Here is a 15,027-nt window from a genome sequence, read left to right on the forward strand (position 1 = left end):
GACGCGTCCGCGGTTAGCCCAGCCGCTCATCAGCGGCAATGAATCGAGAGTAGGGTGGCTAGTGTTCGCTGTCAATGGAAAATCATACGGTTGTTTGAATGCGCTGTAGTTGCCTGGGTGTCCCGCTGGCTGGCAAGCGTAGCCATGAGTATGCTTAGTGGATCAAGAGTCGTGGATGAGCTGAAGGCTTGTCGACAGTAAGGAGAGCATGTGGATTTTTTTGCGGATTACGCCAGTTTTCTAATTAAGACCGTTACGGTTGTCATTGCCATCATGGCGGTGCTGATTTTTATCGCTGCCCTACGCAGTAAAGGCAAGCGTGCCACGGGAGGACACCTTGAAGTCCAGAAACTGAATGATTTTTACAAATCGCTACGGCTCCGCTTGCAGCAGAGCGTCCTTGACAAGGAACGCTTCAAGACGATGCGCAAGGAGGAGGCGAAAGCAGAAAAGGCCAATCGCAAGAAAGGGGCTGCCAAGAGCCACGTCTATGTGCTGAATTTCGATGGCGACATCAAAGCGTCTGCCACTGAGCAACTGCGCCATGAGGTGACGGCCGTATTAACGATGGCAACTTCCAAGGATGAAGTGGTCGTTCGCTTAGAGAGCGGTGGAGGCATGGTGCATGGCTATGGGCTGGCAGCCTCGCAACTGGCACGCATCCGTCAGGCAGGTGTTCCATTGACGATCTGTGTCGACAAAGTTGCTGCCAGCGGCGGATACATGATGGCCTGTATCGGTGATCGCATCCTGAGTGCGCCATTTGCCATTCTGGGCTCGATCGGTGTTGTTGCCCAGCTACCCAACGTTCACAAGCTGCTGAAAAAGCACGATGTCGATTATGAGGTTCTTACGGCTGGCGAATACAAGCGCACCTTGACGGTATTCGGTGAAAATACGGAAAAAGGGCGCGAGAAATTCCAGGAAGACCTGGAGAAAACCCATGAACTCTTCAAAAACTTCGTGAATCGGTATCGCCCGCAACTGATCATGGATGAGGTGGCCACAGGAGAAGTATGGCTCGGTGAGTCGGCATTGGGTAAACGTCTGGTTGATGAACTCAAGACCAGTGACGAGTACCTGTGCGAGCGAGCCAAAGTGGCAGAGCTTTTCCAGGTTCGCTTTATTGAAAGAAAGACATTGCCTGAGCGCGTAGGTCTGTTTGCTAGCGCCACTGTCGACCGACTGGTTACGACATGGTGGGGTAGATTCACTCAGCATCGCCCCTGGCAATAATGCCCAGGTTTTCAGGCATCACGATTAGGAGAAGGTAGATGGATACTTTCAAGGCGCTCTGGATTACGGAAGGCCCTCATGGGGCATTCCAGCAAGAGGTCATCCAGCGCCGTATCGATGAACTGCCCGCTGGCGAGGTGCTGATCAAGGTCTGTTATTCCTCGCTCAATTACAAGGATGCCCTGTCGGCGATTGGTAATCGCGGTGTTACACGACGTTATCCTCATACCCCTGGTATCGACGCGGCCGGTATCGTGGTCGAATCTCAGTCGGATGAGTTTAAAGAAGGCGACGAGGTCATCGTGACGGGGTATGACCTTGGCATGGATACGCCGGGAGGTTTCGGGCAATACATTCGTGTTCCTGCTGCCTGGGTGATCAAGCGGCCTGAGGCTTTGTCGCTACGTGAGGCCATGACGCTGGGTACAGCAGGCCTGACGGCTGGGTTGTGTATCGACAAGCTTGAGCATGCAGGCCTGGTACCGGAAGCGGGTACTGTTCTGGTAACGGGTGCTTGTGGTGGTGTTGGAAGCCTTGCCATCAAGTTGTTGAGCAAGCTGGGCTATCGAGTAGCGGCTTCCACAGGCAAGCTGGAGCAGGCCGAGTTTCTCCATCACCTTGGCGCACAACAGATCCTGGATCGTGCCACGGTATTGGATGGTATCGAAAAGCCGCTTTTAAAAGAACAATGGGCCGGCGCGGTGGACACCGTGGGCGGTGACATCCTGTTCAATATCGTGAAGTCCCTGAGCTATGGCGCAAGCGTTGCCAGCTGCGGCCTGACGGCTGGCAGTGGTTTCAAGGCATCGGTCTTTCCGTTCATTCTGCGTGGTGTCAATCTACTGGGTGTAGACTCGGTAGAGTTGCCCCTATCTGTAAAAGCAGCCATGTGGGAAAAGCTTTCGGCAGAGTGGAGGCTGGAGGGGCTGGATGAAATCACACGAGAAGTACCGCTTGATGATCTGCCAAGCACTATCAATCAGATGTTGGCAGGTAAAATGATCGGACGGGCACTCGTCAATCTTCAATGAATGCATAGCCTATAAAAAAGCCCCGCTAATACGGGGCTTTTTTCATCAGGCCAAGCGTCGCCGGAAAAGCGGTTGGGGCTGATCTACACTGCTCTGGTAGGCAACCGTGAAATCGTCCAGGCCTGCCAGGGCTGCTTCTGGATCACGATCTGCACGGATCACATAGGCATCAAAGCCACAACGCTGCATGAAAAAGAGCTGGTCCTGGAGCACATCGCCAATGGCGCGAAGCTCTCCCTTGTAACCAAACCGCTCCCGCAGCAAGCGCGCGTAGCTGAAGCCGCGACCGTCAGTAAAGGCCGGAAAATTAATGGCGATTACCTGAAAATGCTCCAGGGAGTCAGCAATGCTTTCCGGCTCTTCATCACTGTCCAGCCAAACGCCCAGCCCACCATCGCGTGTCGTCAAGGCATGACCATGCTCAAGCCAGAGCGCAGCGGGGATGATGACGTTATCGCTGTTGGGAATTTCCTCAAAGGTGGTTTCCTTTGGCAGCAGGTGCCAGTTATCGGTAACGACCTCACGTCCCTTAATGATTCTTTGCATAGACGCGCTCCTTGAAGGGGTCGATGCCAATACGGCGGTAGGTATCGATAAAACGCTCATCTTCGGTGCGCTGATCGACGTAGACATTGATGATCTTCTCGATTACATCCGGCATTTCGTCCTGAGCAAAGGAGGGGCCCAGGATCTTTGCCAGGCTGGCGTCACGACCGGCATAGCCGCCGAGCGACACCTGGTAGAACTCTTCGCCTTTCTTGTCTACGCCCAGAATACCGATATGGCCTACATGGTGATGCCCGCAGGCGTTCATGCAGCCGGAGATGTTCAGGTCGATATCACCGATGTCGAACAGATAGTCCAGATCATCGAAGCGGCGCTGGATCGACTCGGCCACCGGAATGGACTTGGCATTCGCCAGGGAACAGAAATCGCCGCCTGGGCAGCAGATCATATCCGTTAAAAGGCCCACATTTGGTGTCGCAAAACCATTCTCGCGCAGTTCGTTCCACAGCGTGAACAACTGATCCTGACGGACATCTGCCAGGATGATGTTTTGCGTGTGGGACGTACGAAGCTCGCCAAAGCTGTAGCGGTCCGCCAGATCGGCAGCGGTGTCGAGCTGCTTATCAGTGATATCGCCAGGCGCTGTGCCGGTGGGCTTGAGGGATAGCGTTACCGCTACGTAGCCCGGCTTCTTGTGCGGGAAGGTGTTGCGGCTTCTCCAGCGGGCAAAGCCCGGATTCTCGGCGTCCAGCTTAGTCAAGGCCTCGCTTTGGTTTTCGAGCGCTTCATAAGCCGGATCAACAAAGAACTTGGACACGCGCTCGACTTCTGCTTCGATCAGGGTGCTAGGGCCGTCTTTAAGATGCGCCCATTCCGCTTCGACCTTTTCGGCAAAAGCTTCTTCACCCAGCGCCTTCACCAGGATCTTGATGCGTGCCTTGAACTTGTTATCCCGACGACCATAACGGTTATAGACGCGCAGGATCGCTTCCAGATAGGTCAGTAGATGCTGCCATGGCAGGAAGTTCTTGATGAACGCACCTACGTAAGGTGTACGGCCTTGTCCGCCACCTACCAACACGCGGAAGCCAAGCTCGCCCGCTTCGTTCTTGACTGCCTCAAGACCAATGTCATGAACCTCGATGGCGGCACGGTCCATCTTGGCGCCGTTCACGGCAATCTTGAACTTGCGTGGCAGGTGGGCAAATTCGGGATGGAAGGTCGACCACTGGCGGATGATCTCGCACCAGGGACGCGGGTCGACTAGCTCGTCCGCCGCTACACCGGCGAACTGGTCGGTTGTTGTGTTACGAATACAGTTGCCACTGGTCTGGATGGCATGCATCTGCACCGTAGCCAGCTCGGCCAGAATATCCGGGATCTCTTCAAGCTCAGGCCAGTTGAACTGAAAGTTCTGGCGCGTACTGACATGGGCATACCCTTTGTCGTAGTCGCGGGCGATCTGCGCCAGTTTACGTACTTGCTTGGTGTTGAGCAGGCCATACGGTACTGCGATACGCAACATAGGGGCGTAACGCTGGATATACAGGCCGTTCTGCAGGCGGAGTGGGCGATACTCTTCGCCTGAAAGCTCACCAGCCAGATAACGGCGGGTCTGATCGCGGAACTGCTTGACGCGTTCCTCGACGATCCTCTGGTCGTATTCGTCGTATACGTACATTAAAAATCCTGCTCAGGCTAAGGCTGTGCGCGCACGACTGCGCGTTCTTATCAGATATGCCCACGATAACAGCACCCGTATATGCTTAAAAGTGATGTTTTTTTATATAAAAATCGATTTGGGCGATAAGGGGTGATTCAAGCAGGCATGGCAAGGCAGCATCCCAGTACTATTGGGATGCTGCTTTTTAACAAACGATAGGCTAGTTGAACTGGCTCTTGAACCAGGTCCATACCCCGAATGAGAAATCAGGAAAGATATCGATGTTCAGGGCGGATTTGATTAGATAAAGAATGACCAAGCCGACAGCGAGGCTAAACAGCAAGAAGATAGCAATCACAAAGGCTTTAGCCATTTGGGACAATTCATGCTGGCGCCGGGACAGATCACGGCGGTTGCGGCCAACCAGGAACACACAGTAGTACCGCCAGCGCCACAGTTTGAACGTGGCGCGAAGGTCAACCGCATGCTTTCCCCATTGGCGGGCGCCAAACGCAACCTTGAGCGCCTGGAGCTGCTCCTCGGTGAACGACTCTTTCAGGTCGCTGGGCAAGCGCTCCTTCAGGCCTTGAACGAAGGGGTCTTGATGGATATCGATATCCGGCATCGTACAGATCCTTTTTGCGTCTGCCAGGGCAGAGGCCTTTGAGCTAACAGGTTTCCTTCCTGCACAGGTCGTGTACAAACCTATCGCTTCGCACCGGCAGATGAAACGCTTTGCCTTAAACGACTGCTTACGAGGCTCTGTCGTAGTAGGTGTACGTGCCGGTAAGTGCGGCTACGAACTCAACGTAGTGGCTTACATGGGGTGGCATAGCCAAGCCCTTGACCATCGTCAGGTTGCGCAGCGTTGGATAGATCAGTACGTCGTCCCAGCTAAGGGTGTTACCATTATCTGCCGGTATGGGCAAAACCTTTAGCTCTACAAGCATTTTTTCTGCGCTTTGCTTGCGGAGGGGTATTTCCTCAAGGTCTTGCTCAAATAAGCGCTCAATCATCGCTTCCTTGCGCAGCTAAAAATAATCGCGCCCCGATTGGGTTACGAATTCCGGCGGGCTAATCGCAACACTGCGCGGAACCAGCAGGCCATTAATGGCGAGACGTATGCTGTCGATGCATTCAAGAGTGGCACTGATATCGGCTCCGGTGCGTATGACACGCTCTAGGTTGCCCAGCTCATCCAGCTTTCAGGCATTATCAAGACGCTCATCCATGCGGCTGCCATCGTTGAGCTGGAGACTAGGCACCTCTTTGCGCCGATCAGATCGAAGCAGGTAGCTTCGTCATCATTGGAAAGGTAGATCTTCTCGCGCTCGACCTGCTTGTAGTGGCAACCATAACGGCATGGACGCAGAAGAGGTAATGATCGTATGGGGAGAGTTTCATGGACATCCTTATTGCTGCGAGCCTGTCTACAGTGAGCAGGCCTCAGGCAAAAAGATGTCCATGTGTAAAGCGGTACGGTAGTGCCGCCAGGGCGGGGTGGCGCTTAGCGGACCCGCTTGATCAGCCGCTTGCTGTCAACGGTCTGCACGGCGCGCGCTCTAAGTTGCCCGCAACCACCCTCGATATCCTGGCCGGCTGAATTACGGACTTTGGTCAATACACCACGGCTGTGGAGATAGCGGACGATCTCAACGATACGCTCACCGCGTGGTCGCTGGTAATCATCACTCTCCAGACTGTTGTAGGGAATCATGTTCATAACGGCATACTTGCCCTTGAGCAGGCGCAGGATACCGTCCAGTTCGTCCTGGCTATCATTGATATCGGCCAGGAGCGTCCACTGATACTGGATGGGATAACCCGTCTGACGAGCATAGGCTTCGCCAAGTTCGACCAGTTCTTCCGGATCTATCCGGGGGGCCTTAGGCAGCAGCTGTTGTCTCAGGTCGGCACGGGTCGTGTGAAGCGAGAGCGCCAGGGCTGGACGGACGGTTTGCTGAGGCAGACGCTCAAATACGCGCATGTCCCCCACGGTTGAAAACACCAGGTTCTTGTGGCCGATGCCGCCCTCTGTGCCGAGCAGATCGATCGCTTCCAGTACGTTGTCCAGATTATGGGCCGGCTCGCCCATCCCCATGAAGACCACTTTCTTGACCGACCGGAAACGACGAGCCAGCGCCACCTGAGCCACAATTTCAGCGCTACCCACCTGGCGCAGCAAACCACTCTTGCCCGTCATGCAGAATACACAGCCCACTGCACACCCCACTTGTGTAGAGACGCACAGACCATCCCGAGGCAACAGTACGCTTTCCACCATCTGTCCGTCGGTCAGCTCTACCAGCAGGCGCGCTGAGCCATCGGCAGCAGGGTGCTCTGATTTCAATCGAGCAAGCCCGTCGAGTGTGCGGGCAAGCTCAGGTAGCCCTTCACGAACGGTCAGCGGCAGAAAGTTTTCCGTTTGCTGATGCCGTGTCCCGGTGTCGAGTGGCAGGCCTTTCAGCCAGGCGCGACTGACGCGTCCGATGTGCATGGGTTTGGCGCCGAGGTCGGCAAGGCGGTTTTGAACGTCGTGGATGCGCATGAAATAGACTACTGATTCATAAGGCGGAATACGGTTGCTACGGGTAGGTCAGCCTCGCACGCGTAACGTCAGGCCCTTCAGGAAATTTCGTAATAACTGATCGCCACAGGTGCGGTAGTTGCTGTGTCCAAACTTGCGAAACACCGCGTTGAGCTCTGGCTTGGTGATAGTGAAGTCTACGGATTGCAAAATCTGCAAAATGTCTTCTTCCCGGAGCTCAAAGGCCACGCGTAGCTTTTTCATCACCAGGTTGTTCGTAACCGGCAGCTCAAGCGGAGGGGCGGGGCGGCTCTCGTCCTTGCCGCGTAGGTGGAAGACCAGACCATCCAGAAAGCTGGCCATCAACTCATCCGGGCACAGCTCGAACCCGGCCTCATCATCTCGTTTGAGAAAGGCGGTAATGTCATCTGAGCTGACCGTTTTGCCAGCCAGTTTAAAGATATCGGCAACCTTCCGGTCATTGATATCCAACATGTAGCGAACGCTGCGTAATACATCGTTATTGAGCATGCGGGTGATCCTTGGGTAAGCGTGAAAGACGTAAAGAGCAGCGCGGTTAGAAGCGTTCCTGAAGTGAAAGGTAGCGCCACTGCCCCAAGGGGAGCTTGCCCATCGAAACGCCGCCTATTCTCAGACGCTTCATGCTGACTACCTTTAGCCCAACGCTTTCACAAAGGCGCTGAATGATTCCAGGTGCGGGATTCTTCATGGCGAAACGCAAGCGTGTCTCGTTCTGCCAGCTGACCTTGCAGGCAGGAAGTGTCTGGCCTTTATGGGTATGACCGCGTTTGAGGCGTTCCAGCCCGTTCTGCACTATCTCACCGCTGACTTCAACGACATATTCCTGTTCAAGCTTGGCTGCATCCTCAGTCAGTTTGCGCAGCGTCCGCCAGTCCTGGCTATAAACCGCCAACCCTTCCGCGCCGGGTTGCAATGCCAGCCCTGGCTTTAAGCGAGCAAAATGCCCCTTGAGTACCGGCCGCTCGCTTGGGTCTTCCGCCCAGTGCGTTTCACGGCTAAGCAGATGCTTGTCAGCGTCTGGCAGTGAGGTGATGCCAGCGGGCTGATAGACCAGAAACGTTACCGGCTCCAGCGGGGTAGCCGAAGCGCCTGGTAGCAATGCCACCGTTTCGGCGTGAACCTGAAATTGCGGCTCGTCGATAACATTGCCATCGACCGTTACCCAACCCCCTTCGATATACAGCTCAGCCTCACGGCGCGAGCAGCCCAGCAGTTCAATGAGGCGTTTAGAAAGGCGAATGGAGTCAGTCATGAGGAGAGGCAAACGTCAGAAAAGAAGACTAGTTTACCTGGGATGCACGAAAAGGGCGGGACTTATCCGACCCGCCCTGATCTTATGCCGCTATCTGGTAAACGGTTGCCCGTTGATGGTGACGTTCTGTGCAGTCAGACCCTCCACGTGCTCAAGCACACCAATGCCACCTGCCTTTTGGAAATGAACATCCACCAGTCGTAGGTCTTTTATAGGTGCCCGTTCGAAGCCGCGAACCTGGAATACCTGATCGGCACGCTGGCAGACGAGGTTGCGAATCTCGATATCGCGCACCGTTGGGTCGAACTTCCCGGTATCGCCTTCCTCGTAGTGGAAGTCTATGACGATCGCATTCTGGACCTCACCAATGGTGATATCCCGATAGCGAATATGTTCGATTACGCCGCCGCGTATGGAGTTAGTCTTGAAGCGGATACCGCGCTCCAGATCAGGGCTGCTCATGCTGCAATGCTCGACAAAGATGTTTCGTGCGCCGCCCGAGATCTCGCTGCCAATCACGACACCGCCATGGCCTGCCTCCATCTTGCAGTTGGCGATGACAATGTTCTCGGCAGGTCGATTGATCCGGCGCCCATCCGCATTACGTCCGGACTTGATGGCAATGCAGTCGTCACCGGTATTGAAGAAGCAATTCTCGATCACTACGTTGCGGCAGGACTCAGGGTCGCAGCCGTCCGAGTTCGGGCCCAGGCTTTCCAGGTGCACGCCGCGCACGGTCACGTTTTCGCACAGCACTGGATTCAAGAGCCAGAAGGGTGCCCGTACGATGCGCACATCCTCGATCAGCACGTTCTCGCATAGGTAAGGCTGCACGAAAGGTGGGCGGAAATAGTAGCCTTCGGCATATAGCCGTTGCTCTGGCGGTACGCCAGCCTCCACATCCTTCATCAACGCTTCGCGACCGGCATCCTGAGAAGGATAACCTTCTACACCCCACTCCTTGTTGCCTTTCCAGGGCCACCACGTAGTGCGGTCCGCCTGGCCGTCCAGTTCGCCCTTGCCGGTAATGGCAATGTTCTTCTGGCGGTACGCGTAGATCAGCGGCGAATAACCCATCAGCTCCATGCCTTCCCAGCGGGTGAATACCGCAGGTAGATAAGCCTTGGGATCGGTAATGAAGCGAATCTTTGCGCCTTCTTCGATATGCAGGTTGATGTTGGACTTGAGGTGGATGGGGCCGGTCAGGTAATCGCCACCGGTTACCAGTACCCGACCACCGCCAGCAGCGGAGCAGGCCTGAATAGCGGCGGCAAAAGCCTTGGAGTTATCGGTACGACCATCGCCTACCGCGCCATAGCGGCGGATATCGAAGTCTACGTTTGGAAAGCGGGGGACGGTGGTCTTGCGGCGGATCGCATCGGCCATGGCCCAATCGTTGGTCTGGCCAGAACCGCCTGACCCGAACGACGAGCACCCTTGAAGATTGATTAGCGCAAGGCCCGCAGCCCCTCCTGCCATGGACGCCAGAATACGACGTCGACTAAACATGCTCACTCAGCAATTCCTTATTCGAGTTGTTTGCTTCAGGTGATGCCACGATACGCGGCTCTTCCACTATAGACGCAATCGAAGCGGCGCGAGCCTATAAGGCTACTAAGGTAGGTAGTGAAATAGGGTGGCACGGCTTAACGTGCAAGCCAAATGAGTGCAAGACCAACCGTACACGTTACTCAGGGGAGAAAGGGTATAGCCAAGCAGGTTTTAACCTCGCTGCACAACATGCTGAAAGTTAAGCGTCGGTAAGGAAAGCGACTCACGCAAAAAGGCAGGGCGCAGGTCTACATCACGAAGGGATGCCCTGGGAAACCATCGAAACTCTAATGATGTTCCAGCCTCAGTGCCGTTATGGGTACGCGACTTATCGAGAAGGGCAGAGTGGCTATGAAGCTGAGCGTGAAAGTACAAGCCGATTTCATGATTTGGCTTGTTTAAATAATCAAAGAAATTTTCAACCAAATATAGTAGCTCGCCACAGACGATAGGCTCATCAAGCTCCTCCATCATTTCGCGAACAAGTGTGGCCTGGGCGTTTTCACCTGGCTCAACCCGCCCTCCAGGTAATGCCCAGAATGAGTCATTCACGCCTCGGTGTAGCAGAATATGGTTGTCGTGTTCCACAACGGCCGCTGCACGTACATGGAAGCGGTAGCCGTCAATTTCGACAGAGATCATGAATCATCACCTTTATCGGATAAAAAACAGGGCATGGTATCTGGTAAAGGTAGGCCGCTCAGGCTTGCCCCAGCTGTTTGGCTGTTTGGCTGTTTGGCTGTTTGGCTGTTTGGCGACAGAAGCCAGAGTCGTCACCTGCTGATGAGCCTTGAGAATCTTGTTTGCAGCCATCAGGTTCTTGGCTGGAAGAACCAATCCTGATTCAAAAGGGCTCAACACAAACGTTGTGATCAACGCGGTCATCAGCCCGACCGTACGCGCTTTGGGATCAATGCTGCGGCAGAGCTTGTGAACCCGCACGGTGTAGAACAGCACAGGTGGAAGCGTGACGAGTGTAAGCAGAACTGACGCCTGCATACCGTGCTTTTCCCACTGCAACGTGAAGAACACACACATGACCACAAACCACACAACATGCATTACATAGGTGTGGATCAGGCCGGTACGGGCCTTGGTAAGGTCACGAATAAGCTGATCTTTCGAAGGGGCATCAGCGCTCCTTGTCATCTTGGCTCTCCTGTTGAGGCGGAGCGTTTCCTGGGTGATATAAAGCTTGAGTGAAGGAGAGGGCTTCAACACTTCTTGCCTGAACACGATCTGGAGACGCGCTGCTTACCAAGGTTACGGTATAGGGCGTGGATGACAGATTCTTTAAACGTTAAGCCAGCAAGGCATCTAGCATGCTGCTCTGAGCGCTCCAAGCGATGCGAGTCAAGCTCGCTATCGCGCACAATAGGCCCGTAGAGGCCGATTTACTTCCACAGCGCCCATTCTTACGATGACCCGCTTCGGATATGATGCGCGCCCCTCAACGCTGTACTCAAATCAGGTCATCATGCCCGGCAACGCCCTCTATACCGATCTGTCGGGTTACTACGATCTCATGTGCGCCGATATCAACTATCAGGCGCAAAGCCACTGCGTTCATCGGCTGCATCAGTTATTCGGAAATGGCGGAAGCAGGCACCTCGACCTTGCCTGCGGAACAGGGCCTCATGTTCGGCATTTTATTGATGCTGGCTATCAAAGCGCGGGGCTCGACATCAACCAACCCATGCTGGATAGAGCATCCATTCGCTGCCCGGAAGCTCTGTTTTCCTTGCAGGACATGTGCAGCTTCACGGTAGAAGAGCCGGTCGATCTCATTACCTGCTTTTTGTATTCCATTCATTACAGCGCAAGTGTTGAAAGGCTGAGGGCCTGTATCGCCAGCGTATATGGCGCACTGGCCAATCATGGCATCTTCTGCTTCAACGCAGTCGACAAGAACACTATCGACAACAACTCATTTGTATCGCATACCGCCAATCACCCTGACGGTTTATTCAACTTCAGTTCGTGCTGGAATTATGGCGGGCAGGGCGAGCGACAGTCGCTAAAACTTCGCATTGAGAAAACGACAGCAGATGAGCGCCAGGTATGGCACGACGAACACCCTATGGTGGCTGTAAGTTTTGACGAGTTACAGACGCTATTGCAGCCGTACTTTGAAGTTCATGTTCTGGAACATGATTATGAGAAGATCATTCCTTGGGATGGGGCTTCTGGGAATGCGATTTTTGTTTGTGTAAAGACTTAACGATGTATAGAGATAGCGGCCATTTATGACAGGGAATTGTTGTGTGGTTGAGATAGTACAAAAGCCTATGCTTTTGCTCAGCGTTAGCGGTCAGATGCTGGCTTCAGTCAAGTCTGACTAACTAAGAAGTAGGCTTTAGCTCGCGCAGTGAGCGAAGCGAACGGTTTCAACCGCTTGTTAGGTGGCATCCGCGATGTAGTAGAGGATGTATCCCGAGTACACCAGCGAGCCCGCTTCCACCTCTGCTTTAAAACACTCATTGAGCGAGTCTTCAGTAGCAAAACCATACTCGGACAATCTTAAGCCAGCAAAGCCAATGAGCCGCCAAGCGTCGAAGCCATCAATCTCACCGTGCTCCCCGAAGTCAAAGTCTACTGTGCCTGCAGGTAGTTTAACCGCACAGCCGTAGCCATGTTTGAAGTAGGTGATACCGCCCAATAGCTCCCCGCGTTGGGAAATATCCGCAGCAGTCCAGTCTGTGTTTGTTGGGGGCAACTGGATGCCAGATTTCTGCATGAGCTGCACAGCTATACGAACACTGGCTTGGTAGTCGGAAATCAAACGGGCGAGATTATTATTCATGTTACCTAACATTTGGTTAAGGGGCGGGCTTTAGCCCGTCCCAGCGAGCGAAGCGAACGGTTTGAAGGCTGTAATGGACTCTCCCTGCACCACATTTCTTCTATAACACAGTGGTGACTGTTCGCTGGGAGAGGTGCAATGAAACGCATAGCGGTTGATTTGGCCAAGTCCGTTTACCAGGTTGCCGAGAGTGTTCAGGTCGGTCGGGTGGATCGGCGCAAGCGGCTCGACTCCAGGGCATTTGCGCAATATGTACAGGAGCAGCTCGAGCCTGTCGAGTGGGTGATGGAAGCCTGTGGCACCGCTCACCATTGGGGCCGGTTGATGCAGGAGAAAGGGCATCGTGTCGTGCTCTTACACCCTCGTTACGTGCGCCCGTATCGGCGACGCAACAAGACAGACCGCAACGACTGTGACGCCATTCTGGAAGCAGCGCGCTGCCAGGAAATCCGCCCGGTTCCGGTCAAGAGTATGCAGCAACAGCAGGTGCAGCAACTCCACAAGCTGCGCGAGGGTTGGAAGAAATCCCGTGTTCAACGCATCAACCTGTTGCGCGGCATCCTGCGTGAAGCAGGGGTTGACGCACCGAATGGCATCAAGCCCTTTCTGCGCCAGGCGTGCGAGCTGATCGAGCGGGCCGAAGTGCGCGCCTTGCGCGGTGCGCTGCAAGTAGTGCTGGCTGAAGTCAACCTCTATGAACAGTCGATGCGCGAGTGCGAGGAGCAACTGGCACGCTGGCATGCCGATGACGAAATAGTCCATAAGCTCGACGAAGTCAGTGGCATTGGCCTGCTGACAGCCAGTGCATTGAAGACCGCCGTTGGCAAGCCTGAACGTTTCGCCAGCGGCCGACACCTCAGCGCCTGGCTGGGCATGACGCCGAACGAATACAGCAGTGGGGAACGTCGCAAGCTTGGACGGATCAGTTGCAAAGGCAACGTCTACGTCCGCACTTTGCTGATTCATGGTGCGCGAGCCGCATTATTGGCAGCTAAACGCTGCAAGGCGCGAACACCTGAGCGGCTGACTCATCTGCAGCGTTGGGCCTTGGACACCGCTGAACGCATCGGCCATAACAAGGCCGCCGTGGCATTAGCCAACAAGCTGGTAAGGATCTGCTGGGCGGTGTGGTGCCATGAGCGACGGTTCAGCGGTAACTGGCAAAGCACAAAGCCTGCCTGACGGCGAGGCTAACAATGAAGTGAGTTTCTAGTGGTTGTGGTGAGAAGCGAGACTGTCGGAACAGGCGAGTCCTGCAGCAGAGCAAGGCCGATAACAATGATGATCTTTGTGGTCGCTTGAACGCTTGGCCCCTGCTGCGCGAACTACAGAATGGCCAGGGCAGTGCCCAGTAAAGGCCGGATATACGAATGCAACCGCGCTGACGACAGGATCGAAAAAGCTATCCTCACTGCTTGTGGGGAGAGTCCATATACGAATTGTTAGGCACTGCCCCGCAGCGCCCGCAAAGCTTTACTGTGCCTGCGGTAGCCCCAGATCTCCATTGCCGTGAACAGCGACGGAAAGCCGATTAACGCAAGTGCCGCGGGCCAATATGCCGTGTTATGCCAGACGGCAAGTCCCGCAATGACGGTTAAAACCGCACACAGATGAAGTGAGGGCTTGATACGCCTTCGGCACTGTTCCCGAAAGCGTTCGTGCTCGGCGGCAATTGTCTTTTCAGATTTTGACGTGCGTGTCATGTGAAGTGCAGGGACTAACGTCTGGTTAAGGGGTGGGCGTTAGCTTGCCCTTATGTTAGTCAATATGCAGGCACCTAGTATTACGAGCCATGCACCACCAAATATTTTTGCAAGAGTATTAAATTCCTTAGTTTGACTTTTATTTGTAAATAATAAAAATGTTGATATTACTGCAGATGATAATAAAAAAAGATAGCCAAGCCAGAGGTTTTCACCTGCCATTAATAACGAATGACGCCTTGTCCCAACTTCGATCATTCCAGTGATGTATCCAATATATGCATAGTTAACGCAGGCAACAATCATGGCGACTCCTGCCATGCGTAGAACCATTAATCTGCTGCCTTCAATTTTTGATGCGCCAGTCATAAAGCTAATACCTAACGATTAAGCTAAGGGGCAGGCTTTAGCCTGTCCCAATGAGCGGAGCAAATGATTTGAGCGACTTGTTAGGGGCCACAACACGCAGCTCAACTTGAGGCTATAACTCCAGCAGTTAAAAGAACTATCCCCGTATACCACACCCAAAGGAATGGTTTTGCACGAGGTTCTTTCCTAGCATATACATATACAAACAATGGAACTATTAAGCATAAAACTGCACTCCCAGGCGACCTAACGATTGCGATAAAAAATATAGCGATTTGCATTGCAACCATTAAGAATAGGCCGGTGAGGATTAGCGGAATTACCATTGTGGTTCCTAACTATT

16 protein-coding genes are annotated in these 15,027 nt (G+C 54.0%); 4 read left to right on the forward strand and 12 right to left on the reverse strand.

Annotated elements, in window-relative coordinates; translation table 11 throughout:
* Positions 1-210: 210 nt before the first annotated feature.
* Positions 211-1,236: a protease SohB gene (gene sohB, locus EAW52_RS09600; protein ID WP_122042241.1), complete on the forward strand. Its 1,026-nt coding sequence runs from the start codon at positions 211-213 to the stop codon at positions 1,234-1,236.
* A 38-nt stretch (positions 1,237-1,274) separates the two neighbouring features.
* Positions 1,275-2,267, forward strand: a complete 993-nt coding sequence (locus tag EAW52_RS09605; protein WP_122042242.1) for a YhdH/YhfP family quinone oxidoreductase — start codon at positions 1,275-1,277, stop codon at positions 2,265-2,267.
* Positions 2,268-2,312: 45 nt separating this feature from the next.
* On the opposite strand, the gene EAW52_RS09610 is transcribed toward EAW52_RS09605, so the two are convergent.
* The 10 genes from EAW52_RS09610 to EAW52_RS09655 form a co-directional block, all read right to left on the reverse strand.
* Positions 2,313-2,813 (reverse strand): DUF934 domain-containing protein, encoded by a 501-nt coding sequence (locus EAW52_RS09610; RefSeq protein ID WP_122042243.1) that lies wholly within the window; start codon positions 2,811-2,813, stop codon positions 2,313-2,315.
* On the reverse strand, positions 2,797-4,455 hold the full coding sequence (locus tag EAW52_RS09615; protein ID WP_122042244.1) for a nitrite/sulfite reductase: 1,659 nt from the start codon (positions 4,453-4,455) through the stop codon (positions 2,797-2,799). The genes EAW52_RS09610 and EAW52_RS09615 overlap by 17 nt, the downstream gene beginning before the upstream one ends.
* Before the next feature lie 202 nt (positions 4,456-4,657).
* Entirely contained in the window at positions 4,658-5,062 is a 405-nt protein-coding gene (locus tag EAW52_RS09620) for a 3-phosphoshikimate 1-carboxyvinyltransferase (protein WP_122042245.1), read from the reverse strand.
* A 127-nt stretch (positions 5,063-5,189) separates the two neighbouring features.
* On the reverse strand, positions 5,190-5,453 hold the full coding sequence (locus EAW52_RS09625) for a hypothetical protein (RefSeq protein ID WP_122042246.1): 264 nt from the start codon (positions 5,451-5,453) through the stop codon (positions 5,190-5,192).
* 491 nt (positions 5,454-5,944) lie between these two features.
* On the reverse strand, positions 5,945-6,985 hold the full coding sequence (locus EAW52_RS09630; protein ID WP_122042247.1) for an RNA methyltransferase: 1,041 nt from the start codon (positions 6,983-6,985) through the stop codon (positions 5,945-5,947).
* A 48-nt stretch (positions 6,986-7,033) separates the two neighbouring features.
* A complete protein-coding gene (locus EAW52_RS09635) occupies positions 7,034-7,495 on the reverse strand; it encodes a DUF1456 family protein (protein ID WP_074824003.1) in 462 nt (153 codons plus the stop codon).
* A 46-nt stretch (positions 7,496-7,541) separates the two neighbouring features.
* Positions 7,542-8,258 (reverse strand): rRNA pseudouridine synthase, encoded by a 717-nt coding sequence (locus EAW52_RS09640; protein WP_122042248.1) that lies wholly within the window; start codon positions 8,256-8,258, stop codon positions 7,542-7,544.
* Positions 8,259-8,348: 90 nt separating this feature from the next.
* Positions 8,349-9,767 (reverse strand): glycoside hydrolase family 28 protein, encoded by a 1,419-nt coding sequence (locus EAW52_RS09645; RefSeq protein WP_256680818.1) that lies wholly within the window; start codon positions 9,765-9,767, stop codon positions 8,349-8,351.
* 213 nt (positions 9,768-9,980) lie between these two features.
* Complete coding sequence (locus EAW52_RS09650) at positions 9,981-10,451, reverse strand: NUDIX hydrolase (RefSeq protein ID WP_122042249.1); 471 nt, start codon at positions 10,449-10,451, stop codon at positions 9,981-9,983.
* A gap of 12 nt (positions 10,452-10,463) precedes the next feature.
* On the reverse strand, positions 10,464-10,958 hold the full coding sequence (locus EAW52_RS09655; RefSeq protein ID WP_122042250.1) for a hypothetical protein: 495 nt from the start codon (positions 10,956-10,958) through the stop codon (positions 10,464-10,466).
* A 328-nt stretch (positions 10,959-11,286) separates the two neighbouring features.
* Between EAW52_RS09655 and EAW52_RS09660 the strand changes: the two genes are divergently transcribed.
* On the forward strand, positions 11,287-12,030 hold the full coding sequence (locus EAW52_RS09660) for a class I SAM-dependent methyltransferase (protein WP_122044761.1): 744 nt from the start codon (positions 11,287-11,289) through the stop codon (positions 12,028-12,030).
* Between the two features lie 177 nt (positions 12,031-12,207).
* On the opposite strand, the gene EAW52_RS09665 is transcribed toward EAW52_RS09660, so the two are convergent.
* A complete protein-coding gene (locus EAW52_RS09665; RefSeq protein ID WP_122042251.1) occupies positions 12,208-12,612 on the reverse strand; it encodes a hypothetical protein in 405 nt (134 codons plus the stop codon).
* A gap of 138 nt (positions 12,613-12,750) precedes the next feature.
* Here EAW52_RS09665 and EAW52_RS09670 point away from each other — a divergent pair, with 138 nt between their 5' ends.
* Positions 12,751-13,794, forward strand: coding sequence for an IS110 family transposase (locus tag EAW52_RS09670; protein WP_122042252.1), 1,044 nt, complete (start codon positions 12,751-12,753; stop codon positions 13,792-13,794).
* Between the two features lie 560 nt (positions 13,795-14,354).
* On the opposite strand, the gene EAW52_RS25900 is transcribed toward EAW52_RS09670, so the two are convergent.
* Complete coding sequence (locus tag EAW52_RS25900) at positions 14,355-14,684, reverse strand: hypothetical protein (protein ID WP_162997614.1); 330 nt, start codon at positions 14,682-14,684, stop codon at positions 14,355-14,357.
* Between the last annotated feature and the right edge of the window lie 343 nt (positions 14,685-15,027).

The sequence above is a fragment of the Pseudomonas sp. LTJR-52 genome (assembly GCF_003691465.1).
GTDB classification, from domain to species: domain Bacteria; phylum Pseudomonadota; class Gammaproteobacteria; order Pseudomonadales; family Pseudomonadaceae; genus Chryseomonas; species Chryseomonas luteola.